The sequence below is a fragment of the Sulfitobacter sp. TMED3 genome, assembly GCF_002167505.1.
Classification (GTDB): Bacteria; Pseudomonadota; Alphaproteobacteria; order Rhodobacterales; family Rhodobacteraceae; genus Sulfitobacter; species Sulfitobacter pontiacus.
The window spans coordinates 18424-42756 of record NZ_NHBI01000063.1; the positions used below are offsets into that span (position 1 = coordinate 18424).

General features: G+C 59.9%; 18 protein-coding genes and 1 pseudogene. 12 read left to right on the forward strand and 7 right to left on the reverse strand.

Features of this window, described 5'->3' with window-relative positions; all coding sequences use genetic code 11:
• Nucleotides 1-49: 49 nt before the first annotated feature.
• Nucleotides 50-517, reverse strand: coding sequence for a VOC family protein (locus CBB63_RS14945; protein ID WP_502695951.1), 468 nt, complete (start codon nucleotides 515-517; stop codon nucleotides 50-52).
• Nucleotides 441-3883 (reverse strand): annotated as a pseudogene (locus tag CBB63_RS14950) (pyruvate carboxylase). The gene CBB63_RS14945 and the pseudogene CBB63_RS14950 overlap by 77 nt, the downstream one beginning before the upstream one ends.
• Nucleotides 3884-4232: 349 nt before the next feature.
• Between CBB63_RS14950 and CBB63_RS14955 the strand changes: the two are divergent.
• Nucleotides 4233-6653: an ATP-dependent helicase gene (locus tag CBB63_RS14955; RefSeq protein ID WP_286699714.1), complete on the forward strand. Its 2421-nt coding sequence runs from the start codon at nucleotides 4233-4235 to the stop codon at nucleotides 6651-6653.
• A 220-nt stretch (nucleotides 6654-6873) separates the two neighbouring features.
• On the opposite strand, the gene CBB63_RS14960 is transcribed toward CBB63_RS14955, so the two are convergent.
• Nucleotides 6874-7086 carry a DUF1127 domain-containing protein gene (locus CBB63_RS14960; RefSeq protein WP_009824940.1) on the reverse strand — a complete coding sequence of 71 codons (213 nt, stop codon included), beginning with the start codon at nucleotides 7084-7086 and terminating at the stop codon, nucleotides 6874-6876.
• Nucleotides 7087-7600: 514 nt separating this feature from the next.
• On the opposite strand from CBB63_RS14960, the gene CBB63_RS14965 reads away from it, so the two are divergent.
• The 8 genes from CBB63_RS14965 (at nucleotide 7601) to mraY (ending at nucleotide 17120) form a co-directional block, all read left to right on the forward strand.
• Complete coding sequence (locus tag CBB63_RS14965; RefSeq protein WP_009824939.1) at nucleotides 7601-8671, forward strand: Mrp/NBP35 family ATP-binding protein; 1071 nt, start codon at nucleotides 7601-7603, stop codon at nucleotides 8669-8671.
• A gap of 768 nt (nucleotides 8672-9439) precedes the next feature.
• Nucleotides 9440-9943: a division/cell wall cluster transcriptional repressor MraZ gene (gene mraZ / locus CBB63_RS14970; RefSeq protein ID WP_081781250.1), complete on the forward strand. Its 504-nt coding sequence runs from the start codon at nucleotides 9440-9442 to the stop codon at nucleotides 9941-9943.
• A 5-nt stretch (nucleotides 9944-9948) separates the two neighbouring features.
• Nucleotides 9949-10941 carry a 16S rRNA (cytosine(1402)-N(4))-methyltransferase RsmH gene (gene rsmH, locus CBB63_RS14975; RefSeq protein ID WP_037953772.1) on the forward strand — a complete coding sequence of 331 codons (993 nt, stop codon included), beginning with the start codon at nucleotides 9949-9951 and terminating at the stop codon, nucleotides 10939-10941.
• Nucleotides 10938-11291, forward strand: a complete 354-nt coding sequence (gene ftsL / locus CBB63_RS14980; RefSeq protein WP_005854161.1) for a cell division protein FtsL — start codon at nucleotides 10938-10940, stop codon at nucleotides 11289-11291. Before rsmH ends, ftsL begins: the two co-directional genes overlap by 4 nt.
• The gene (locus CBB63_RS14985) at nucleotides 11288-13075 is read left to right on the forward strand and encodes a peptidoglycan D,D-transpeptidase FtsI family protein (RefSeq protein ID WP_005854159.1); all 1788 of its coding nucleotides are present in this window, start codon (nucleotides 11288-11290) and stop codon (nucleotides 13073-13075) included. The genes ftsL and CBB63_RS14985 overlap by 4 nt, the downstream gene beginning before the upstream one ends.
• 16 nt (nucleotides 13076-13091) lie before the next feature.
• Nucleotides 13092-14573, forward strand: a complete 1482-nt coding sequence (locus CBB63_RS14990) for a UDP-N-acetylmuramoyl-L-alanyl-D-glutamate--2,6-diaminopimelate ligase (protein WP_286699715.1) — start codon at nucleotides 13092-13094, stop codon at nucleotides 14571-14573.
• The gene (locus tag CBB63_RS14995; protein ID WP_286699716.1) at nucleotides 14570-16006 is read left to right on the forward strand and encodes a UDP-N-acetylmuramoyl-tripeptide--D-alanyl-D-alanine ligase; all 1437 of its coding nucleotides are present in this window, start codon (nucleotides 14570-14572) and stop codon (nucleotides 16004-16006) included. Before CBB63_RS14990 ends, CBB63_RS14995 begins: the two co-directional genes overlap by 4 nt.
• Nucleotides 16007-16037: 31 nt before the next feature.
• Entirely contained in the window at nucleotides 16038-17120 is a 1083-nt protein-coding gene (gene mraY / locus CBB63_RS15000) for a phospho-N-acetylmuramoyl-pentapeptide-transferase (RefSeq protein ID WP_286699717.1), read from the forward strand.
• Nucleotides 17121-17280: 160 nt separating this feature from the next.
• Here mraY and CBB63_RS15005 read toward each other — a convergent pair whose 3' ends face one another.
• Nucleotides 17281-18192: a glutaminase gene (locus tag CBB63_RS15005; protein WP_286699718.1), complete on the reverse strand. Its 912-nt coding sequence runs from the start codon at nucleotides 18190-18192 to the stop codon at nucleotides 17281-17283.
• Between the two features lie 46 nt (nucleotides 18193-18238).
• On the opposite strand from CBB63_RS15005, the gene murD reads away from it, so the two are divergent.
• On the forward strand, nucleotides 18239-19642 hold the full coding sequence (murD, locus tag CBB63_RS15010) for a UDP-N-acetylmuramoyl-L-alanine--D-glutamate ligase (protein ID WP_184581777.1): 1404 nt from the start codon (nucleotides 18239-18241) through the stop codon (nucleotides 19640-19642).
• A 274-nt stretch (nucleotides 19643-19916) separates the two neighbouring features.
• Here murD and CBB63_RS15015 read toward each other — a convergent pair whose 3' ends face one another.
• The 3 genes from CBB63_RS15015 to CBB63_RS15025 form a co-directional block, all read right to left on the reverse strand.
• Nucleotides 19917-20429, reverse strand: coding sequence for a hypothetical protein (locus tag CBB63_RS15015; protein ID WP_286699719.1), 513 nt, complete (start codon nucleotides 20427-20429; stop codon nucleotides 19917-19919).
• Between the two features lie 12 nt (nucleotides 20430-20441).
• Complete coding sequence (locus CBB63_RS15020; RefSeq protein WP_286699720.1) at nucleotides 20442-21443, reverse strand: YHYH protein; 1002 nt, start codon at nucleotides 21441-21443, stop codon at nucleotides 20442-20444.
• 175 nt (nucleotides 21444-21618) lie between these two features.
• The gene (locus CBB63_RS15025; RefSeq protein WP_286699721.1) at nucleotides 21619-22164 is read right to left on the reverse strand and encodes a TetR/AcrR family transcriptional regulator; all 546 of its coding nucleotides are present in this window, start codon (nucleotides 22162-22164) and stop codon (nucleotides 21619-21621) included.
• 126 nt (nucleotides 22165-22290) lie between these two features.
• Between CBB63_RS15025 and CBB63_RS15030 the strand changes: the two genes are divergently transcribed.
• Nucleotides 22291-22971, forward strand: coding sequence for a cupin domain-containing protein (locus tag CBB63_RS15030; protein ID WP_286699722.1), 681 nt, complete (start codon nucleotides 22291-22293; stop codon nucleotides 22969-22971).
• Between the two features lie 189 nt (nucleotides 22972-23160).
• Entirely contained in the window at nucleotides 23161-24246 is a 1086-nt protein-coding gene (locus CBB63_RS15035) for a flavin monoamine oxidase family protein (RefSeq protein ID WP_286699723.1), read from the forward strand.
• Nucleotides 24247-24333 lie beyond the last annotated feature (87 nt).

Here is a 24333-nt window from a genome sequence, read left to right on the forward strand (position 1 = left end):
CAATGCGGCAGAATGCATCCGGCCCCAAGTGTCAGGGCCGATGTTTTTTCTAGGNGGTCGTGCGCGGTTCAATCAGATCCCAGCGATGGCCGAAAACGTCGCGGAACACGGCGACAGTGCCATAGGGCTCNTGGCGGGGGGCTTCTTCGAATGTNACGCCCCCAGCCAAAAGTCGGGCATGGTCGCGGGCAAAATCNTCGGTCTCTANAAACAACCAGACNCGNCCCGCACCTTGGTTCCCAATCGCTGCACGCTGANNATCGTCGCCCGGTTCGGCGAGGATAAAGCCGGTGCCGCCACCCGAAGGGGTGACGCGCACCCAGCGTTTATGCCCCTGGTCCTCGTCCTGTGTCAGCTCGAACCCCATCGNGCCACAGTAAAAGGATATTCCTTCGTNGTAGCTGGGAACGATCAGGGTCAGGGCAGAAAGGCGCATNGGATCACTCCANCTCGACCAGCAGATCCTTGGCGTCGATCTGGCCACCCGGCGTGACATGNACCGCTTTGACNACAGCATCGCGGTCCGCGTGGATACCGGTTTCCATTTTCATCGCCTCAATGGTCAGAAGCAGGTCGCCGGATTTGACCTTTTGACCCACCGTCGCCCCGACCGAGGCAACAACACCCGGCATCGGTGCTCCGATGTGATTGACGTTGCCNATCTCGGCCTTGGGACGCTGTGCNGTCGTCGCTTTGACCATCCGGTTGGGCACGCGCACCACGCGCGGCTGGCCATTCAGNTCAAAAAAGACCTTAACGTCGCCGTCTTCATTGGTCTCGCTCAAGGCTTGCAGNCGAATTTCCAGCGTCTTGCCCGGGTCGATTTCTGCGGTGATCTCTTCGCCCGGTTCCATCCCATAGAAGAAGGTGCGGGTCGGCAATACACGGACAGGGCCNTAGGTCCGGTGACGNCCCATGTAATCCAGGAAAACCTTGGGNTACATNAGGTACCCNGACAGGTCATCGTCTTCAACCTGAGCCCCTTCCAGAAGGTCGCGCAATTCCTTGCGTGTCGCTTCAAGATCGGCAGGNGGCAGATGGGCACCGGGGCGTTCCGTGTTCGGTTTTTCGCCTTTCAGGATTTTGTCGACNATNGCGTCAGGGAACCCGCCCGGAGGCTGGCCNAGATTGCCGCGCATCATGTCNATCACGCTGTCNGGAAAGGACATTTCTGCCTTCGGGTCTTCGACCTGCGCGCGGGTTAACCCTTGGGATACCATCATCANAGCCATGTCGCCGACCACTTTGGACGANGGCGTCACCTTGACGATATCACCAAACATCTGGTTCACCTCGGCATAGGTTTTGGCGACCTCGGGCCAACGATCATCCAGCCCCATCGACGCGGCCTGCGCCTTGAGGTTGGTGAACTGCCCGCCGGGCATCTCGTGCAGATAGACTTCGGAGGAAGGGGCCTGCATGCCGGTCTCGAACGCGGCATATTCGCCACGCACGTCTTCCCAGTAGTTAGAGATTTCGCGCACCGCGTCCATCGATAGGCCGGTGTCGCGATCCGTGTGTTTCAGCGCTTCGACCACGGACCCGAGCGTCGCCTGAGACGTGTTGCCCGATAGCGCGTCCATGGCGCAATCTACCGCGTCCACGCCCGCCTCGGAGGCCGCCATAATCGTCGCGGTCGCCGTGCCTGCGGTATCATGCGTGTGGAAATGGATCGGTAGGCCGACTTCGGATTTCAGCGCTTTGATCAATACTTTGGCAGCATTCGGCTTGAGCACGCCGGCCATGTCTTTCAGGCCAAGAACATGGGCACCGGCCGCTTTCAGTTCCTTGCCCATAGCAACATAGTATTTCAGGTCGTATTTCGATCGGTCCGGATCAAAAATGTCGCCGGTATAGCAAACGGTACCTTCGCAAATCTTACCGTTTTCAATCACCGCATCCATCGCGACACGCATGTTCTCAACCCAGTTCAGGCTGTCAAACACGCGGAAAACATCGACACCCTCGGTCGCGGCCACGCGGACGAATTCCTGCACCACATTGTCCGGATAATTGGTGTAGCCCACGCCATTCGACCCACGCAGCAGCATTTGCGTCATCACGTTCGGCAGGGCAGCGCGTAGGTCTCGCAGGCGTTGCCACGGACATTCTTGCAAGAACCGGTAGGCCACATCAAAGGTCGCACCGCCCCAGCACTCCATTGAGAAAAGTTGTGGAAGATTAGCGGCATAGGCAGGGGCAACCTTGATCATGTCATGGCTGCGCATCCGCGTCGCAAGCAATGACTGGTGGCCGTCACGCATGGTGGTGTCGGTGATCAACAGCTGTCGCTGCTGCCCCATCCAATCGGCAACAGCCTGCGGCCCTTTTTGTTCAAGCAGGTTACGAGTGCCCATCATCGGCTCGGCTCGGGCGGCGGGCGGCTGCGGCGCGCGGACGGCCGCCGCAGGGCGTTCGAACCCTTTGGTTTCAGGGTGCCCGTTCACCGTAATATCAGCGATATATGTTAATACTTTGGTCGCCCGATCGCGGCGCTTTTCAAAGGTAAAAAGCTCGGGGGTCTGGTCGATAAATTTGGTGTGGTAGCTATTATCGAGGAAGGTCGGGTGTTTCAGCAGATTTTCGACAAAGGCGATGTTTGTCGACACGCCCCGGATGCGGAACTCGCGCAGGGCGCGGTCCATGCGGGCGATCGCTTGCCCGGGCGTTTGCGCTTTCGCCGTCACCTTGACCAAAAGACTGTCATAATAGCGCGTGATCACCCCGCCCGAATAGGCGGTGCCGCCGTCCAAGCGGATGCCCATGCCGGTGGCCTCACGAAAGGCTGTGATGCGGCCATAATCAGGAATGAAGTTGTTTTGGGGGTCTTCGGTGGTGATCCGAGTCTGCAACGCATGGCCGTTCAGCTGCACATCTGCCTGCGTGGCCTTGCCCGTCGCCTCGGCGATGGTCTTGCCTTCGGCAATTAAGATTTGCGCCTGGACGATATCGATGCCGGTGACCTCTTCTGTGACCGTGTGTTCGACCTGAACCCTTGGATTTACCTCGATAAAATAAAACTTGCCGTCGTCCATATCCATCAGGAATTCGACCGTACCGGCACATTCATAGTTAACATGTGCACAGATTTTGCGGCCCAATTCGCAAATCTCGGCGCGTTGTTCTTCGGTAAGATAGGGGGCAGGCGCGCGTTCGACGACCTTTTGGTTGCGACGCTGAACGGAACAATCTCTTTCAAATAGATGGTAGATTTCGCCGTGGCTGTCGCCCAAAATCTGCACCTCGACATGGCGCGCCTTCAGGATCATCTTTTCCAGATAGCCTTCGCCATTGCCAAAGGCTGCTTCTGCCGNNGCTNNCNNCCTTCCATCNCTTTTTCTTTAAGCTCTTCTTCATTCGCGATGGGGCGCATGCCGCGACCCCCGCCGCCCCAGGACGCCTTGAGCATCAGCGGGTAGCCAACCTCTGCNGCCTGCTTGCGGACGACCTCAATATCATCGCCTAGAACGTCTGTCGCGGGGACGACCGGCACGCCGGCCTCCATCGCCACGCGTCGCGCGCTGGCCTTGTCGCCCAAGGCGCGCATTGTTTCCGCACGCGGCCCGATAAAAGTAATGCCGTTCTGCGCGCAAGCATCTACAAAATCGGGATTTTCTGACAACAGCCCATAGCCCGGGNGGATCGCATCCGCGCCCGAGGCTTTGGCCACGCGGATGATTTCATCGATGCTTAAATAGGCGGCGACAGGCCCCAAACCGGCCCCGATCCGATAGGCTTCATCGGCCTTGAAACGGTGTAGGCCCAGCTTATCTTCCTCGGCGAAAACGGCGACCGTCTTTTTTCCCATCTCGTTGGCCGCGCGCATAATTCGAATGGCGATCTCGCCGCGGTTTGCGATTAGAATTTTCTTAAAGTCGGTCATAGCTAGGCCTTCCTGCTGGCGAGAAATCTTAATTTTCAAGCGTCTAGAGCNCGCGCTAACGCTGCGCTGCGGCATTGTTGCGTCTGTTTGACNCGGTGTGCAAGTAGAAGTTTTTTTGCGCTCCGCGGGGGATTTTTAANCATTTGGAAAGAGATGGGGTGCTACGCCGAGTCGAGGGCGCGATCGTANCTATGCAATGACATGAGTAATAAGGAGGAACAGATAGCAATAATTCCTGCGGCTTTGACGCTAGACGGCTNGCAAACCGCTGCTGCTTAATAGAAAATGCGGCGGGAACATTTTGCGAACGTGTCTTTTATTTGGTGCGTGCGCAGGATAGATTAGCCGTATGAATGATTTTGACGAAATGGCCGCCTTTGAGGGCGCTTCCCTATCATCGCGCGCTATGGCTGCGCGTCCGCAACCCTATCTTGATGGGCTGAATCCGGCCCAGCGTGCCGCGGTGGANCAGATGGACGGCCCTGTCTTGATGCTCGCGGGGGCAGGCACGGGCAAGACCAAGGCTTTGACGGCGCGGATCGTGCATCTGATGAACACCGGGCGCGCCCGCCCGAACGAGATTCTCGCGGTAACCTTCACCAATAAGGCCGCGCGCGAGATGAAGAACCGTGTGGGGCACATGCTGGGGCAGAGCATTGAAGGGATGCCTTGGCTGGGTACGTTTCACGCGATTTGCGTCAAGCTGTTGCGCCGCCATGCTGAATTGGTNGGGCTAAAGTCGAANTTCACCATTCTGGACACGGATGACCAGCTGCGCCTGCTCAAGCAGTTGATCAAAGCGGAAGGGATTGATGACAAACGTTGGCCCGCGCGTTTGCTGTCAGGCGTTATTGATGGNTGGAAAAACCGCGCATTGACGCCAGACAAAATTCCTGCGGCCGATGCGGGGGCCTATAACCACCGCGGGGCGGAGCTTTATGCGCAGTATCAAGCGCGGCTTAAAGATCTGAACGCCTGCGACTTCGGTGATTTGCTGCTGCATATGGTCACCATCTTCCAGCAGCACGAAGACGTGCTGGGGCAATATCAGCGGTGGTTTAAATATATTCTGGTGGATGAGTATCAGGATACCAACGTGGCACAGTATTTGTGGCTCCGTCTGCTGGCCTCTGGNCACAAGAATATCTGCTGTGTCGGGGATGACGACCAGTCGATCTANGGATGGCGAGGGGCCGAGGTTGGCAACATCCTGCGGTTCGAAAAAGATTTTCCAGGCGCTCATGTGGTGCGGTTGGAACAGAATTACCGGTCAACACCGCACATCCTGGCGGCCGCTTCNGGCGTGATCGCAGGAAACGAGGGGCGTTTGGGCAAGACNTTGTGGACGGAATCCCGTGAGGGTGAAAAGCTGCGTCTCATCGGCCATTGGGATGGCGAGGAAGAGGCGCGTTGGATCGGCGACGAAATCGAAGCGTTGCAGCGCGGCACNCGCGAGCTTGATCCATACACATTGGACGATATGGCGATTCTTGTACGGGCATCACACCAGATGCGCTCGTTTGAAGATCGATTCCTGACCATTGGCCTACCGTACCGCGTGATCGGTGGCCCGCGTTTCTATGAACGGTTAGAAATTCGCGACGCCATGGCCTATTTCAGGGTGGTTACCTCNCCTGATGACGATCTTGCTTTTGAGAGAATCGTGAACACGCCCAAGCGTGGTTTAGGCGATAAAGCGCAACAAAATATACAGAAAACCGCGCGGGAAAACGGNGTGAATCTCGTGGAAGGGGCGCGGATCCTGTTGGCGAATGGCGGGATTGGCGGNCGTGGTGCGGCGCAGTTGCGTCTGCTCATCGACGGGATTCAGCGCTGGTCCGAACTGGCCCGGGGCCCGCGCCTACAGACTGTGGTTGATGACGATAGCGTCATCGACGAAGGCGCGCCGCTGTTTCACGAGGAATATGGCCCGCCCGAAGTCAGCCATGTGGAATTGGCGCAGATTATTTTGGATGAAAGCGGATATACTGGTTTTTGGCAGAACGACAAAACGCCGGAAGCTCCGGGGCGGCTNGAGAACCTGAANGAGCTGGTTAAGGCGTTGGAGCAGTTCGAGAATCTTCAAGGTTTTCTGGAACACGTCAGCTTGATCATGGATAATGAAAGCGACGATGGTGGCGCNAAAGTGTCGATCATGACGTTGCACGCGGCCAAGGGGCTTGAGTTTCCGGCGGTGTTTCTTCCCGGCTGGGAGGATGGGCTGTTCCCGTCGCAGCGATCGATGGACGAATCTGGCCTGAAGGGGCTGGAGGAAGAGCGGCGGCTTGCCTATGTCGGAATCACCCGGGCAGAGCAGCTTTGCACGATCTCTTTTGCGGCCAACCGCCGCGTGTTTGGTCAGTGGCAAAGCGCCATGCCGTCACGGTTTATCGACGAACTTCCCGAAGCCCATGTGGATGTGCTGACCCCGCCGGGGCTGTATGGTGGCGGGTATGGCGCAGCGATGCCCAAATCGAATCTGCATGAAAAAGCGGCGGAAGCGAATGTATATAATTCTCCGGGGTGGCGCAGATTGCAGACGCGCAGCCAAGCGCGCAGCGTGAGCCAGCCTTCGGAAGCCCGAAATGTGACGATCGACATGTCCGCCGTCAGCAGTTTTGCGATGGGAGAACGGGTGTTCCACCAGAAATTTGGCTATGGCGAAGTTGTTGGAATCGAAGGGGATAAGCTTGAGATCAGCTTTGACAAGGCCGGGGTCAAGAAGGTCGTGTCGCGCTATCTGAGCGCATCGGATGACGTTCCGTTCTAAACGGGCGTCATGAGTTTTACGAAATATCAAGAATTAGATGCAAGAACGGCGGTGCTTTGGGAGGAAAGCACCGCCGTCTTTATCTACGTCCCCAATCCAATCGGGAGGAAAGGGGGAAGGGGACGTTTATGAAAGCCGCCGGTCTCAGGGAGGAGGAGGAGACCCGAAGCTTCCTACAGGCACACAACAGGGAGGGTGCGTGTGCCCGATCCAGTATTATTTATGCAGCGTTGCGTGCTGTTTCCAGCGCGATGCCGCGGATTTGCGAGCGGCCCATGCCCAGGTCGTTCAGCTCGCGGTTGGACAAGGAGCTCAGCTCGTTGAAAGTCGAGCGGTATACGCGGCGTTGCTTGCGGCGAGTCTCGAGTGCGGACATCAGCGCGGCAAAGCGGTCTGCCAGGGTCGGTGCGGTTGTAGCGTTCAAGTAGGCCATCGGATACCTCGTCTTGTTTCGTCTGTGTTCGTTATCATTCGTCTTGTGTTGGTTATGTAGTAAAATGCTGCATCTGCACAATAGTCAGATCGTCAATGCTGCTATGCAGAAAACGCATGGGCAAAAGGTGACGTAACGTCTTGATCGGGAACAAAATAACCCTAACGCAAACGCTTTAGCAGTCAGAAGGAATTGTATGAAAAAAAATGGCGACGATACCAGGGAGGAGGAGGGTATCGCCGCCGAAAACAAACACATCCGGGAGGAGGATGGATGAGTTTGGTCTTATTCTTGGCTCGCAGTGTCTGCGTTCCTGAAACCTTTTTGACCTATTTGCTGCGTTTGCACAATTCTCAAATTGTGCATTGCTGCCATGCAGCGAAAACATAGGGGTTTTGCGTAATTTTTGGGCGCTAAATGTTCGTTTTGCCTTGGTGCTGTGCGGCATGCGAACGTAGGGTTGCGATTTGGCCAGAAACTGCCATGTCAAAAGCAGTCTCGAAAGGAATATGTCATGCCGCTCTCTAAATCCGACGTCGAATCTGCTCTGGCCCGGGTGATGCTGCCGGATGGGAAATCTATCCTAGATCACGATCTGATCCGCGCTTTGACGGTCGAGGGCGATGTGGTGCGCTTTGTTATAGAAGCCCCCAATGCGCAGGTCGCCGCGCAGATGGCCCCGCTGCGCGACGCGGCAGAGGCCGTGGTGCGCGAGGTTGATGGCGTTGCCAGCGTAACAGTCGCCCTGACGGCTCATGGCCCCGCGCCTAAGCAATCGGCCCCAAGCCTCAAGATTGGTGGGCACCCGAAGGCGCAAGATGGCCCGATGAAACCGGCTGGCGTGCAGCGCATTCTCGCCATTGGATCGGGCAAGGGGGGCGTGGGCAAATCGACCGTGAGCTCGAACCTCGCTGTGGCGTTGGCGCGGGCAGGTCGCAAGGTCGGTTTGCTGGATGCTGATATATATGGTCCCAGTCAGCCGCGTATGATGGGGGTGAACAAGCGGCCCGCCTCGCCAGATGGTAAGACGATCATCCCGCTGCACGCCCATGGTGTGACCCTGATGTCCATCGGTTTTATGATGGAGGAAGGGAAGGCAGTGGTCTGGCGTGGCCCGATGTTGATGGGCGCGCTGCAGCAGATGCTGGGGCAGGTAGAGTGGGGCGAGCTGGACGTGTTGCTTGTCGATCTGCCGCCGGGCACGGGCGATGTGCAGCTGACACTATGTACCAAATCCGAATTGTCCGGCGCGATCGTGGTGTCGACGCCGCAGGACGTGGCGCTGATCGATGCGCGCAAGGCGATTGATATGTTCAATACGTTGAAGACACCTGTATTGGGATTGATCGAGAATATGTCGCTGTTCGTCTGTCCTGATTGTGGGTCCGAACATGAGATCTTTGGCCATGGCGGGGTTGCAGCCGAGGCTGCGAAGATGGAGGTGCCTTTGCTCGGCAGTTTGCCCATCGATCTTGATACCCGGCTTTCCGGCGATGGTGGCACGCCGGTGGCCGCGGGGGATGGGCCTATGGCTCAGGCCTATGCACGCATCGCCGAAGGTTTGATCAAGGGTGGGATGGCCTAAGGGGCAACCTTCTTCACCATCCTACCTATACCCAACGCCGCGCAGCCCTCTGCGCGGCGTTTCGCGTTCATCGGCGTCGTGTGGACGTGCGTATGGGATCGCATGGGAAAAGCTCATGGGAAAACATGGGAGATCGCCGGCTGGACCCTGCCGGATTGGCAAGGTGATTCGGCGGAAAATGGCTGTCTGAGGCGCGGAATCCTCAGTTTGCGCGATAAAACAGTTGCAATTGGCATTGCGATCGGGGAACAAGCCGCGAACACAGGTTGTGGATAACTCTGTGGTCTAAAATTGTTGGGAAATTGTGGGAAATTTCAGCACGCGTTTTTAACCTCAATATGTTGTGTCTAAATTTCACAGTTAGTCGAGATGAGCTAAAAATCGCTGATATTTCTTTCCCACATGTTGTTTTACAACCCTGTGCAAAACCAAATTTGGTGTGTATTTCCCAAAAAACTTATAGACGCCCATCAATTCCCATGGCATCCCTAGTGCATCGGATGAGAACGAGACACGGGGCACCAAACGACCCCAACGACCAAATAAAACTCTAGCAGGTTCATACAGGCACCTCGCTTTCATCAGACCAAGAGATCCGGCGCGCGAGCGAGCAGACATCCCCCCAGGTGGCGCGCGCAGTCGGACTTCCCCGCCAAGGCGGGACGGGCGGCGGGTTGATCAGTGGCAGCAGATCCACCCGCCGTTTCTACATCTACCGCCGGGGGTATGATTTTAGGGCGCACAAGCGTCGCAGGCAGGGACAAACACGTGAGCCGCAGGTTCAGAGGCGAAAGCCAACACAAGGTCGATACGAAGGGGCGGGTGTCTATCCCAGCCTCTTTTCGTCGTGTGTTGGAAGCCGGTGACCCGAATTGGCAAAACGGTGGCACGCCCGAGCTGGTGATCGTCTATGGCGACAGCCGCCGCAGCTATCTTGAATGCTATACCATGCAGGCCATCGAAGAGGTGGACGACAAGATCGACGCGCTGCCGCGCGGGTCGATGGAACGCAAGATGCTGCAGCGCCTGTTCCACGGTCAGTCCTTTCCCACATCGGTCGATGAAACGGGCCGCCTGGTTCTGCCCGCCAAGCTGCGCAACAAGATCGACCTGGAAAACGAAGCGTTCTTTATCGCCGCCGGTGATACCTTCCAGATCTGGAAGCCCGAAACCTACGAGACCGAGGAAAAGGCCCGCGAAGAGGAATGGCTGGACGATCTGCCAGAAGACTTTGATCCGATGGCCTTCCTGGACGGCAAGCCGGAGGCTTGATCGATATGAGCGGACCCAGCGATACCCCCTCCGCCCCGCACACACCGGTTCTGCTGCGCCCCTTGCTGGCGGCGGTGGCCCCTGTTTCGGGGCGTTGGCTGGATGGCACCTTTGGCGCGGGCGGTTATACCCGTGGCCTGCTGGACGCGGGTGCTGCGCAGGTGGTGGCCGTGGACCGTGACCCGCTTGCGTTTGAAATGGCGCAGGCCTGGGCCGGTGACTATGGCGACCGGATCGTCATGCAGCGCGGCGTCTTTTCCAAGATGGACGATTATGCGCAGGATCTGGACGGGATCGTGCTCGATCTGGGCGTGTCCTCGATGCAACTGGATCTGGCAGAGCGCGGGTTCTCTTTCATGCGTGACGGGCCGCTTGATATGCGGATGAGCCAGGACGGCCCCTCGGCGGCGGATATCGTCAACGAGGCCGAGGAAGAGGTGATTGCCAATATCCTGTTCCAATACGGTGAAGAACGTGCCAGCCGCCGCATCGCCAAAGCGATCGTACGTGCCCGCGAAGAGGCCCCGATCACCACAACGCTGGCGCTTGCAGGCTTGGTCGAAGGCTGTTTGCCGCGCTCGAAACCCGGCCAGTCGCATCCCGCGACCCGCAGTTTTCAAGCGCTGCGCATTGCGGTGAACAATGAATATGGCGAGCTGTTCAACGGGTTGATGGCGGCGGAACGTGCGTTGAAACCCGGTGGCCAGCTGGCCGTTGTGACCTTCCACTCGGTCGAAGACCGTATGGTCAAACGCTTCCTGACGGCGCGTGCGGGGGCAGGGGGCAACGCCAATCGCTTTGCGCCCGAAATCGAAGCACCCGAGCCGCAGTTCAAGATCCTCAAGCGCAAGGCCATCGGGCCGGATGCGCAAGAGCTGGAAGAGAACCCGCGCAGCCGCTCGGCCAAGCTGCGCGTCGCAATTCGCACTGATGCGCCTGCGGGCAGCATCGATGCCAAGGCACTCGGCATGCCTATGGTCAGGGGATTAACCGTATGAGAACCGTGCTTTACATCCTAACCACCTTTTCGGTGATCGGGCTGGCCTTCTGGGCCTACCGCGAGAATTACGCGACCCAGCAAGCCCTGAGTGATGCCGATGACCTGCGCTATGAAATCCGCGAAGCCTACAGCCGTCTGGCCGTGCTCAAGGCGGAATGGGCCTATCAGAACCGCCCCGACCGTCTGCGCGATCTGGCAGAGCTCAACTTTGACCGGCTGAACCTCTTGCCGCTGCATCCCGACCAGTTCGGATCTATCGATCAGGTGAGCTACCCGCCGCTGCCAGAACTGCCGCTGTTCGAAATCACCGACGGCGTTGACGTATCCTCGATGGAGGCCCCCGAATGATCCGCACCCCGCTGCGCCCGCTGGCCCGTATTCTTGAAGCCCGTCAAAAGGGCGAAAACCCCGATGCGATCGAGCGCGAGAACAAGCGTATCCGCCACGAGCAGATGCGCGACGCCTCGCGGCAGCGCGCCGAGGGGCGTTTGCTGGTTTTGGGTGTCTTCTTTTTCTGCGCCTTCACCGTCGTGGGCGCGCGCATGGGCGTTATGGCGACCACCGACCCGACAGAGCCGCGCGCGGCGGCCCCCGGTTCCGTGATCTCGGCCACCCGCGCCGATATTGTGGATCGCAACGGCAATCTGCTCGCGACCAACTTTGAAACACATGCGCTTTATGCGCAGCCGCACCACATGATCGACCCGCAGGGGGCCGTGAAAAAGCTGATGGCTGTGTTTCCTGACCTGAACGAGGAGCGCCTGCTGCGTGACTTTACCGGCAAGCGCAAGTTCTTGTGGATAAAGAAGAAAATCAGCCCCGAGCAGATGCAGGCCGTGCATGATATCGGCGAGCCGGGGTTGCTGTTTGCCCCGCGTGATATGCGCCTTTACCCCAACGGATCGCTTGCCGCGCATATCATGGGCGGGGCCAGCTATGGCCGCGAGGGTGTCCATGCCGCCGAGGTGATTGGCGTCGCGGGAGCAGAGAAATACTTTGACGATTATCTGCGCGATCCGGCCAATGGGAACAAGCCGCTGGAACTGTCGATCGACATGACCGTACAGGCCGCGTCCGAGCGTATTCTTTATGGCGGCATGAAGCTGATGAACGCCAAGGGGGCGACCTCGGTCCTGATGGATGTGCACACGGGCGAGGTGATCAGCGCCGTATCATTGCCCTCTTTCGACCCCAACGATCGGCCCCATGCCGCCGTCACAGGCGATGCGTCCGACAGCCCGCTGTTCAACCGGTCGGTACAAGGCGTCTACGAGCTTGGCTCTGTCTTCAAGATTTTCACCGCGGCACAGGCGATCGACCTTGGCATTGCCACTGCGGATACGGTGATCGACACTTCTGGCCCGATGAAGGTCGGCGGCTTCCGCATCGGCGAATTCCACGGCAAGAACTATGGCAAGCAGACGGTGACGGGGATCATCGTGCACAGTTCCAACCGCGGGACAGGGCGGCTTGCGCTTGAGATCGGCGCGGAGCGTCAGCAGGAGTTCCTGAAAAACCTCGGGTTCTTTGAACCAACCCCCTTCGAGATCGTCGAAGCCTCTGGCGGCAAGCCCTTGCTGCCGCAGCGCTGGCAAGAGTTGAGCACCGTAACCGTCTCCTATGGCCACGGCCTGTCCTCCAGCCCGATGCATCTGGCGGCGGGCTATTCCGCCATCGCCAATGGCGGGCACAAGGTCACCCCGACGTTGCGCAAGCAATCTGGCCCCGTGGTCGGCCCGCGTGTGATGTCTGAACGCGCGGCGGCGGATGCCCGCGCCATGCTGCGTGCGGTGGTGACCGAAGGCACGGCCAGCTTTGCCGAAGTGCCCGGCTACCAGATCGGCGGCAAGACCGGTACGGCGGATAAACCCGGCCCCCGTGGTGGCTATCTTGAGGATACGGTCATCGCGACCTTCGCCAGCATGTTCCCGGCGCATGATCCCAAATACGTGCTGATCGTCACGCTGGACGAACCTGTCGAGACCTCGGGCGACAAACCGCGCCGCACGGCCGGTTGGACAGCCGTGCCCGTGGCCGCGGAAATGGTCCGTCGCGTCGCGCCCTTGCTGGGTCTGCGACCGACTGTTGAACCGGACAGCCTCGCTGATATAACGCTCTCCAGCAGCAACTAATATAAAGAGCGTCCCCATGGGCACACAGGCCGTCCCGTTATCCTCCCTTGGTCTGACCGCGAAAGGGGGGGGCAACCCGCCCATTGCAGGTATCAGCGTCGACAGCCGTCAGGTCCAGCCCGGCACCCTGTTCGCCGCCATGCCCGGCAGCAAGGTCCACGGGGCCGAGTTTATCCAATATGCGCTGCGCATGGGCGCGGTGGCCGTGTTGACCGACGCCGAGGGGGCCACGCTGGCCGCTGACGCGCTGGCACAGGCCGAGGTCGCCCTTGTCGTCACCGATGCCCCCCGCGAGGCGCTGTCGCGCGCGGCAGCCCTGTGGTACGGCGCGCAGCCGCAGACGATGATTGCCGTCACCGGCACCAATGGCAAAACCTCTGTCAGCACCTTCGTGCGGCAAATCTGGATCGAGATGGGATTGGCGGCTGTCAACCTTGGCACCACTGGCGTGGAAGGCGCATGGACGGCGCCGCTGGCGCATACCACGCCCGAGCCCATCACCCTGCACCGCACCCTTGCCGAGGCCTCTGCCAACGGTATCACTCATGCCGCGATGGAGGCGTCGAGCCACGGGCTGGACCAGCGGCGGCTGGATGGCGTCACGCTCAAGGCGGCGGGGTTCACGAATTTTACCCAAGACCATCTCGACTACCACGAGACCTTCGACGCCTATTTCGACGCCAAGGCCGGACTGTTCTCGCGGGTACTGCCCGAGGACGGCACGGCGGTGATCAATATCGATGATCCCAAAGGGGTCGATATGGTCGCTATCGCACGCGCCCGTGGCTGCGAGGTGATCACCGTGGGGCGCGACGGCGGCGATCTGCATCTGATCGGCCAGCGCTTTGATGCGACGGGGCAGGACCTGCGGTTCAGCTATCGCGGCAAGACCTATCAGAAACGCCTGAACCTCATTGGCGGGTTTCAGGCGGACAACGTGTTGCTCGCGGCGGGGCTGGTGATTGCCTGCGGGGCGGACCCCGCCCATGTGTTCGACACGCTGCCGCATCTGACCACCGTGCGCGGCCGTATGCAGCTTGCCGCCACACGGGACAATGGCGGGGCGGTGTTTGTGGATTACGCCCATACCCCCGACGCCATCGCCACCGCCCTGCAAGCGATGCGCCCCCATGTCATGGGCCGGTTGGTCGCTATCGTGGGCGCAGGCGGTGACCGTGACCGCGCCAAACGCCCGCTGATGGGGCAGGCGGCGGCGGCCCATGCGGATCTGGTGTTCGTGACCGATGACAACCCGCGCTCCGAAGATCCGGCGACCATCCGTGCCGCCGTCATGGAGGGCGCGCCAGAAGCGACCGAGGTGGGTGACCGTGCCGAGGCGATCCTGCGGGGCATCGACGCCATCGGCACGGGCGANGCGCTGCTGATCGCGGGCAANGGCCATGAAACCGGACAGACCATCGGTGACGATGTGCTACCCTTTGATGATGTGGAACAGGCCAGCGTCGCCGTCGCGGCGCTGGATGGGAGATTGGCATGAGCTTGTGGACAGCAAAAGAGGCCGAAAGCGCCACCGGCGGCCGCGCCATCGGGGACTGGACCTGTGACGGCGTGTCGATTGACACCCGCACCCTNGCACCGGGGGATCTGTTTGTCGCGCTGAAAGACGTGCGNGACGGNCATGATTTTGTCGCCATGGCGCTGGAAAAAGGGGCNGGGGCCGCGCTGGTCACCCATGTGCCCGAGGGCGTGGCCGAGGATGCTCCGCTGCTGATCGTCGAGGATGTGCTGAGGGNCCTNGAGGCGCTTGGTGCCGCCGCGCGGGCCCGCACGCAGGCCAAGGTCGTCGCGGTGACGGGCAGCGTCGGCAAGACCTCGACCAAGGAAATGNTGCTTGCGATCTTTGCCGACCAGGGGCGGGCGCATGCCTCTGTNGACAGNTATAACAACCACTGGGGNGTGCCGCTGACNCTGGNGCGGATGCCTGCGGATACNGAATATGCCGTGATCGAGATCGGCATGAACCACCCCGGAGAGATCTCTCCGCTGGCGCAGATGGCCAAGCCGGATGTCGCGATGGTNACCACCGTNGCCGCCGTNCATCTGGAAGCCTTTGCCAATGTCGCGGAAATNGCGGTCGAGAAAGCCGCCGTTTTTGACGGGCTGCAACCGGGGGGCGTGGCGGTGATCAACGCTGACATNGAACACGCCGCGATCCTGATGGCCAAGGCCGTGGATCGCCGTCTGCGCGAGGTCGAATTTGGCGAGCATGGCTATCAGTACAAACTGCTGGATGTGCAGGTGCANGGCGACACCACCGTNGTGCGCGCCGACGCCGACGGCACACCACTGCTGTTCAAGATCGGGACGCCNGGGCGGCATTTCGCGATGAACGCCTTGGGGGCCTTGGCCTCTGCACAGGCCATGGGCGCGGATCTGGCGCTGGCNGCTGCCTCGTTGGGGCGCTGGACACCGTATAAGGGGCGCGGCGTGCGNGAGGTCATCCATCTCGACGTGGTCGACACCCATCTGACGCTGAACCTCATCGACGATAGCTATAACGCGAACCCCACCTCAATGGCCGCCGCCCTAGAGGTGCTGGCCGCCGCCGAGGTGACCCATGANATCGGCCGCGTCAGCAAGGGNCGGCGCATCGCNTATNTGGGGGACATGAAGGANCTGGGACCGGACGAGATNGCNCTGCACGCAGGGCTCGCGCATCTNGACGCCACCAAAAAGCTGGATGTGATCCACTGTGTGGGCCCGCTGATGAAGTCGCTTNATGACCTGCTGCCNGCGCATCAACGTGGGGAATGGGCCGAAACCGCCGCCGACCTGCTGCCCGCGCTTTCNTCGCATCTGGACAGTGGCGATGTTGTGCTCGCCAAAGGCTCCTTGTCCATGAAACTAGGGCTGATCGTTGACGCGATCCGCAAAATGGGCCATCCGGTCCNGAATGAACGACAGGGCTAAGCCCACAAGATTTTGAGTTAGGACGCGTACGATGCTCTATTGGTTGACCCTCCTGTCAGATGGCGGCGATTTCTTTAACCTTTTCCGCTACATCACCTTCCGCGCCGGTGGGGCCTTCCTGACAGCGCTGGTGTTTGGCTTTCTGTTCGGCAAGCCGCTNATCGCCGTGCTGCGCAANCGGCAGGGCAAGGGGCAACCGATCCGGGATGACGGACCCGAGGGGCATTTTGTCAAGGCGGGGACGCCGACCATGGGCGGGCTGCTGATTGTGGGGGCCTTGCTGACCTCCACCCTGCTGTGGGCGCGGCTGGACAACCCGTTTGTNTGGATGGTGCTGCTGGTGACAATGGCATTTGCCGCCATCGGGTTTGCCGATGACTACGCCAAGGTCAGCAAGCAGACGACCGCTGGTGTTTCCAGCAGAATGCGTCTGTTGCTGGGCTTTATCATCGCGGGCAGCGCGGCCTATTGGGCAGCGCAATTCCACCCCGCAGAGCTGCAGAACCAACTGGCGCTGCCCGTGTTCAAGAACACGCTGATCAACCTTGGATATCTGTTCGTGCCCTTCTCGATCATCGTGATCGTGGGGGCGGCGAATGCGGTGAACCTGACGGACGGGCTGGACGGGCTGGCGATCATGCCCGTGATGATCGCCGCTGGGGCGCTTGGCGTAATCGCCTATGCCGTCGGCCGCGTCGATTTCACCGAATATCTGGACGTGCACTATGTGCCTGGCACGGGCGAGATTCTGGTCTTTACCGCCGGTATCTTTGGCGGTGGTCTGGGCTTTTTGTGGTATAACGCCCCCCCCGCCGCGGTCTTTATGGGCGACACCGGATCGCTGGCCCTTGGCGGCGCCTTGGGGGCCATCGCGGTTGCCACCAAGCACGAATTGGTGCTGGCCATCGTCGGCGGCCTGTTTGTGGTCGAGGCGCTGTCGGTGATCATTCAGGTGCTCTATTTTAAGCGCACGGGCAAACGGGTCTTCCTGATGGCCCCGATCCACCATCACTATGAAAAGAAAGGCTGGGCCGAGCCGCAGATCGTCATCCGCTTCTGGATCATCTCTTTGATCCTCGCGATGATCGGGCTGGCGACGCTGAAGGTCCGCTGAGCCGTTTATCAAAGCGGTAAGAAACCAGAGGGCGCGCTACAGGGATATGGCGCGCTTTTTTTATGGCGGACGGGGGCCAGCCCCCGCGCGGCCAAGGGGCCGCGTCCCCCGGAGTTTATTTGGCAAAATGAAGGGCGGCGGAGGCTGGACGCGGGGGGTGTCAGAAGATCGACCAGCCCATTTCGCGCGCGAGGCGGGCCATGGCCTGGGTGCCTTTTTTCGAGTTGCCATAGCGGTTCAGACCCGGCGACCAGACGGCGATGCTGGCGCGGCCGGGGACAATGGCAAGGATACCGCCGCCCACACCGGATTTCGCCGGAAGCCCTACGCGGTACGCAAAATCGCCCGACCCGTCATAATGCCCGCAGGTGAGCATCAGCGCATTGAGGCGCCGGATGCGGGGCGGCAGGATCATGCGGGGGAGCTTGTCGGTTTCGATCAGGAACCGTCCGGCCATCGCCAGTTGCCGCGCGGACATGTCGATGGCGCAGTGGTGGAAATAGGTGCCGAGCGTCTTCTCCGGCGGGTTGTTCAGGTTACCGCAGGAGGCCAGAAAATGCGCCAGGGCAAAATTGCGGTGGCCATGGGCGGTTTCAGAGGCCGCGACGGTTTCGTTGATGTGGATGTCGTCGTCACTGGCGGCGGCGCGCACGAATTGCAGGATTTCGGCCAAGGTCTCGCGCGGTTCGCGGCCCGTGAGCACCTCGTCCGTGGTGACAATGGCACCGGCGTTGATGAACGGATTGCGCGGGCGGCCCTGTTCGGCCTCAAGCTGCACAATGGAATTGAATGCACGCCCCGATGGCTCGCGGCCCACGCGCTTCCACAGCTGGTCGCCTGACCGTCCAAGGGCGATGGCAAGGGTGAAGACCTTGGTGATGGATTGCACGGAAAACGGCGTATCGGCATCCCCGGCGGTAAAGACCTCCCCGTCCGCGGTGGTGATCGCGATACCGAATTGCGCAGGATCGACAGAGGCCAGCTGCGGGATATAGGCTGCCACGTCTCCCCAGTCACCCGTGGCGCGCATGTCGGCGTTGAGCTGGGCTAAAATCTCTGGCAGAGGGGGCATAAGGGGCTCCGAAAGTTTCAGGGTCATCGCTAACAGGAGAGCAGGCATGATACCAGTTCAAGGTTTGACCGGCGCAAAGGTCGCCATTCTGGGGCTCGGGCGGTCGGGGCTGTCTGCGGCCCGTGCGCTGGCCGCCGGGGGCGCTGTGCCTATCTGTTGGGATGATAACCCCGCCGCGCGCGCCGCCGCGCAGGCCGAAGGGTTCGATTGTGTGGATCTGGGCAAGGCCGGCGTCTTTGATGACATCGCGCGGCTGATCGTATCGCCCGGCATCCCGCATCTTTATCCGGCACCGAACCCGGTGATTGTCGCCGCGCAGGACGCAGGTGTGCCGGTGGACAATGACATCGGGCTGTTCTTCCAAAGCTTCGCGACGCTGGCCTGGGATAACTTTGACGTGGTGCCCAAGATCATCGCGATCACCGGGTCGAACGGGAAATCCACCACCTCGGCGTTGGTGCATCACATTCTCAAGCACGCGGGCCGCCCGACGCAGCTGGCGGGAAACATCGGTCGCGGGGTTCTGGACATAGAGCCTGCCATTGATGGCGAGGTCGTGGTGCTGGAGCTGTCGAGCTACCAGACCGATCTGGCGCGCAATCTGACGCCGGATGTCGCCGTCTTCACCAACCTTAGCCCCGATCATCTGGATCGCCATGCGGGCATGGGCGGCTATTTCGCGGCCAAACGGCGGCTCTTTGCTGAAGGCGGGCCGGATCGTGCCGTCATTGGCGTGGATGAACCCGAAGGGCGTTTTCTGGCGGGACAGCTCAGCGAAGGGGCGGCCGACGACCGGGTGATCCGCGTGTCGGTGGACCGCAAGCTCACGGGGCTTGGGTGGCAGGTCTTCGCGCGCAAAGGCTTCTTGTCGGAATATCGCGGCGGCAAGCAGATCGGGTCCATCGATTTGCGCAGCATTACCGGCTTGCCCGGCGCGCATAACCACCAGAACGCCTGTGCCGCCTATGCCGCCTGTCGCACGCTGGGGTTCGCGCCCAAGATCATAGAAGCGGCGTTCCATTCCTTTGGCGGCCTGCCGCACCGCAGCCAGACCGTGGGCGAGGCGGACGGCGTGCGCTTCGTCAATGACAGCAAGGCGACCAATGTGGACAGTGCGGTCAAGGCACTGGCGGCGTTCAAGAACATCCGCTGGATCTGCGGCGGGCTGGAGAAAGAGGGCGGTTTGGGCAGCTTGTCAGAACCGCTGGAGACAGTACGCAAAGCCTATGTGATCGGGCGCGAGGCGGCGCAGTTCGCCATGAAGCTTGGGGTCGAGGCCGAGGTCTGTGGCACGATGGACGTCGCGGTCGCGCGCGCGGTCGAGGATGCCGAGGCGGGGGATGTCGTCTTGCTGGCCCCTGCGGCCGCGAGCTTTGATCAATACGACAGTTTCGAGCGGCGCGGAGAGGACTTTGTCGCGCAGGTGCAGAAGCATCTGACGGGCGCGTAACTGCGTTTTTGGGGAGAAGGAGCGCCGCATGGGCAATGATTGCGGTGTTTCGGTCTGCTCCGGTCCAGATCGCGGCGCGTGACTGGTTGATTGGGGCAATCGGATGAATGGCTGCTTGTTCAGGAATGCAGGTTTCGAGGCTGGCTATCGAAGAAAAAGGTCTTGTTCCTAATCCTATGCGGCCGAGAACTGATGAGATTTACTTGCGGCGTATCGGGCATGCGCGATAAGAGGCTCGGCGTTCTGTTGAAGGGAGGCCTTAGGGGTGGCCTCCCTATGGGGTGGCCTCGGGGATGAAAACCTTGACGGTTGATGAAATTGGGACGCCGTTCACCGACCACGCGCTGTGATCATTTGCGTTCAATGTCACTCTGACTTCATTCTCGCCCGGCACCAGTGAGGTGCCCGACAGATGATACCAGTTGGAATAGACCCGCGCTATTTTCACGCCATTCACATAGATATGGGCATGACCTTCGTTCTCTTTCGGTGCGTGATTGATCGCTGCGGGTGTGAACTTGAAATGAACGGGCAGGATCTGAACATTATACCCGCCCATCACGTCCGGAAAAACCAGATGCGTGACACTTGGCTGTGGCAGTTCGGCAGAGACGTCGCGCGGAGGATGCCGGTGCACTGGCACCGCGCCGGGCGCTTTCGCCATATCTATCGCTGCCTTGCCGATGTCAGGTGACATGGGGGCATTGGGGGCGCGCGACATCGGAAAAAGCGTCATGACCGCGACAGCCATCGACGCCCCGATTATTGCATAGGCGAGTTTTTCCACCAGATCCGGTCTTTACTGGCCAGGTGCGGGCATAGCTGCGCGCAGGTCGTCTTCGCTGACGCCAAGTGCCTGAGCCGCCGCGGCAAAGTCCGGCGGGCGCGTGTCACCAAGTGCCCCGACCAACTCAGCCTCTGTGATGCCCAGTTGATCGGCAACTGCGGCAAAATCCGGTGCGGCACCACCGCCACCGGGGCCATTGTTCGCGGCCACGTCGACCTCACCATGGTAGCAGTCGATCATATAGGGCGCTTCATCTGCCGTGAGGTGGTAGTGGTAAATCCCTTCCGGGAATTCAGGTGTCGGGCCGGAGTGGCCGCTGCACGCATCCAGATCGTCATTCACCACGACAATGCCACCGACATCATTGTTGCCATAGACAGGAAAGCCGTCGGCCAAAACACCGATCATCCGCGAATGTTGCCCGGCTTGCGCCGCAGACTCGGCGATACAAACAGGGATGCCATGATAGTGGTAATTCGTCCCGTCCACGAGCGTGTGCCCGTTGCAGTTGTCCAGAAATGCCACGTGATCATGAACAACCTGATCGTCAATCGCAACGACGGAGCGGTCGGGGTTCTCGTAGTCGTTAAAAATTTGGGCGCCACTCAAGGCCACGCCAATTCTCCCCAGCGAGGTGTCCGTTGATGTATCCGAATAGACAGGCTGCGTTGTGATTGTCGCGTCGATCTCGGTCTCTTTGAAGTAGTCGGCAGAGTTCTGCACGTCAAAGAACTCCAGCGGCTTGTCGGCAAAAGGTTGATCGTTGGGATCGCTTGGGATCAGATATTGTTCCGCAAAGCCGTGGTCCGGGATGCCGTTAGATTGGAAGCGGAATGTCTTTGCGTCAGCATCGACCGTGATCGTGACATGACCTGCCCAATTTGCCGCTTCAACGACCGCCGCAGTGTCATTCGACTGTTTCACATTCTGAGCCGATGAAGGCGAATAGATCAGGGATGCGGCGGCCAGCACAACCGATGCGGCGGCTGTCCCATAGAGAGTTTTCCTGGACATGATTTTCTGATCTCCCATGAGATGTCGGTATCTACACTTCCAACTTCGGGTCGAGGCGCTGCTAAGCCGAAGCTAGGCCTTAAACGGACACGTGACAACTTTCCGTCGTTTTTATTCAACAGAAATATAGAGAAATATAGCGCCCTAGAATTTTCCGAGCGCTGCCATATCGACGTCAAATCTTGGCGATACTTCGGATCGCGGCTTTGGCAATCTGGTCAAACATCGCACGATCGTCGGAGGATGACGCAACGATCATGCCGCCTTCCAGCGCCGCGACGATGAGGCAGGACGTGTCTTCGGGGTTTTCGACGCCATTACGGTGGAACAGGTCAAGCAGCCACATCCTGTTCATTTTGAAGAATGCCTTTGTTTTCTGGTTAACATTCTTGGGCAGCCCGATTGCTTCTGCGCCCATGATCGCGCAAAGGCAGATGGTTTCGTCCAAGACAAGCGCTTGAGAGTAGAGCGCGACATAGCTGTCCAACGCCGTTTGCAAGCTGGCCGTATCGATCTGTTCAAGGTGCTCTTTGAACCGGCTGGTGTAGCGATCCACCAAAGCTTCGCCAAGATCAGGTTTGGTCGGAAAGTGATAGTGAACGCTTGCGCTTTTGATGCCGACATCGCTTGCCAGGTCGCGAAAGCTCATCGCCGAGAAACCGGCACCACGGACACGCTTTTCAGCGGCATCAAGGATTTTGTCTTTCATTGTCTGCGGCATTTGGGGCTCCTGTCTATCATGTGGTAGATAGGTGTTGACAGGGGAGAGGGCAATATCTAACTGGAAGCCTATCAACTGATAGGTAGCTATACAGCGCCGCTGCGCGCTGAACTGGAAGGATGTACCATGGACCTGAACGCAAATTTTGATGAACGTGCTGTTGTACATTCGGATCGACAGCCGTGGGTTGCATCTCCGATGAAAGGCGTAGACCGGCGGATGCTGGACCGGATCGGGGACGAAGTCGCGCGGGCGACAACGATCGTCCGCTACGCGCCGGGCAGCGCGTTTTCGGCCCATACCCATACCGGCGGCGAAGAGTTTCTGGTGCTTGAGGGCGTGTTTCAGGACGAACACGGTGACTTTCCGGTAGGCACCTACGTGCGCAACCCGCCGACGTCTTCGCACACGCCAAGCTCGGCCGAGGGGGCGACGATCTTCGTCAAGCTGTGGCAGTTCGACATGGATGACCGTCAGCAGATCACCATAGACACCACCACCCAGACCCCGCAGCCGGTGCGTGCGGGTGTTTCAGAAATCCCGCTGTTCGCGGATGCGCACGAACGGGTGCGGATCGAGCTTTGGGAGCCCAACGTGGCAGTGACACAGGCCGGCCACAACGGGTTCGAAGCCCTTGTGGTCGAAGGAAGCTATATCGAAGGGGATGAGGTCTTCGGGGTCAATTCCTGGCTGCGCCTACCACCCCACACGCCGCTGAACGCCGTTTCCGGGCCCGAGGGCGCGCGGCTTTGGGTCAAATCCGGCCATCTTGCAGACACGCCGACCGCCCCGAATACCGGGGGCTGAGATGTCAGATCCACTTGCAATCATTGGCGGGGTGGGTGCCGGTCTTGCTAACCGCGCCCTGCACAGAATGGACCCTATACGGATGATGAAGTCAGCCGATATTGCCCGAACCTATCTGGCGCTGGCGGATCAACCACGGTCCACCTGGACGCATGAGCTGGACCTCAGGCCGATGGGAGAGGCGTTCTGATGCAGACCGATGTTCTGATTGTGGGCGGTGGTTTGTCGGGTCTTGCGCTTGCCGACCATCTTGCCCGCCAAGGCCGCGATTTCTTGCTGGTTGAAGCGCAGGACCGCCTTGGCGGGCGCATCCTTACACAGGAGTTTTCGGGTGGCGCCTTCGACCTTGGGCCTGCATGGTTCTGGCCGGGCCAGCCGCGCATGGCGGCCCTCGCGGAACGCTTTCAGATCCCTGTGTTTGGGCAGTTTTCAACTGGTGACTTGGTCTATCAAGAGCAAAACGGCACCGTGCAGCGCGGGCGCGGCTATGCCTCTATGGAGGGGTCCTACCGCTTGGCCGGTGGGATCGGCTCTGTGGTGCATGCTTTGGCCAAAGGTTTGGATCCGGTGAAGATCATGACCGGCACGCGGCTGACGTCGGTCGATCACTCGGCGGGCAACATCACGGCGCAGGTTGATCAAGGCGGCACCGCACAGATCATCACGGCCAACCGGATCGTGATGGCCATGCCGCCTCGGGTCATCGCCGATACCGTTTCCTTCGAACCCGCACTGGATGCGGGCCAAATGCAGGTATTGCAAGACACGCCGACCTGGATGGCCGGTCAGGCCAAGATCATTGCGGTTTACGATCAGCCTCATTGGCGACATGCCGGGCTGTCCGGCGACGCCATGAGCCAGCAAGGGCCAATGGTCGAAATTCACGATGCTTCGCCAAGGCAGGGCGGTCCCTATGCGCTATTTGGTTTTGTCGGGGTTCCTGCGGATGCGCGTGCCCAGCACAAAGATGAGATGATGCGCCTTGCGGTGACGCAGCTTACGGCGATGTTCGGTCCGGAAATGGCCGACCCGATGCACCTTGTTTTGCAAGACTGGGCGACCATTCCCCACATCGCGCGGCCACAGGATCGACAGCCGGTCCGAAGCCACCCCCGCTATGGTTTGCCGTCCAAACTGCATGCCCTTTCAGCACGCGGAATGGTATTTGCGTCGACCGAAACCGCCCCGGAATTCGGAGGCTTTCTGGAGGGCGCATTAGAGGCGGCAGAACATGCGGCCAGCACGCTGGCGCTGCACGATCCCATGCAGACCTGATCACCACCCGCCCGCATGACTTTGGGCATGCAATAGAGAAATGAAAGCACGCCGCGCCAAGCCAATCCAACGGGCATGGTGGCCATA

Bases quoted from the DNA above. Each gene is read 5' to 3' on its own strand.
- CBB63_RS14960 (WP_009824940.1), bottom strand. From the start codon at position 7,086: ATGGCCTACTTGAACGCTACAACCGCACCGACCCTGGCAGACCGCTTT.
- CBB63_RS14965 (WP_009824939.1), top strand. From the start codon at position 7,601: ATGCCGCTCTCTAAATCCGACGTCGAATCTGCTCTGGCCCGGGTGATG.
- rsmH (WP_037953772.1), top strand. From the start codon at position 9,949: ATGAGCGGACCCAGCGATACCCCCTCCGCCCCGCACACACCGGTTCTG.
- ftsL (WP_005854161.1), top strand. From the start codon at position 10,938: ATGAGAACCGTGCTTTACATCCTAACCACCTTTTCGGTGATCGGGCTG.
- CBB63_RS14985 (WP_005854159.1), top strand. From the start codon at position 11,288: ATGATCCGCACCCCGCTGCGCCCGCTGGCCCGTATTCTTGAAGCCCGT.
- CBB63_RS15005 (WP_286699718.1), bottom strand. From the start codon at position 18,192: ATGCCCCCTCTGCCAGAGATTTTAGCCCAGCTCAACGCCGACATGCGC.
- murD (WP_184581777.1), top strand. From the start codon at position 18,239: ATGATACCAGTTCAAGGTTTGACCGGCGCAAAGGTCGCCATTCTGGGG.
- CBB63_RS15020 (WP_286699720.1), bottom strand. From the start codon at position 21,443: ATGTCCAGGAAAACTCTCTATGGGACAGCCGCCGCATCGGTTGTGCTG.
- CBB63_RS15025 (WP_286699721.1), bottom strand. From the start codon at position 22,164: ATGCCGCAGACAATGAAAGACAAAATCCTTGATGCCGCTGAAAAGCGT.
- CBB63_RS15030 (WP_286699722.1), top strand. From the start codon at position 22,291: ATGGACCTGAACGCAAATTTTGATGAACGTGCTGTTGTACATTCGGAT.
- CBB63_RS15035 (WP_286699723.1), top strand. From the start codon at position 23,161: ATGCAGACCGATGTTCTGATTGTGGGCGGTGGTTTGTCGGGTCTTGCG.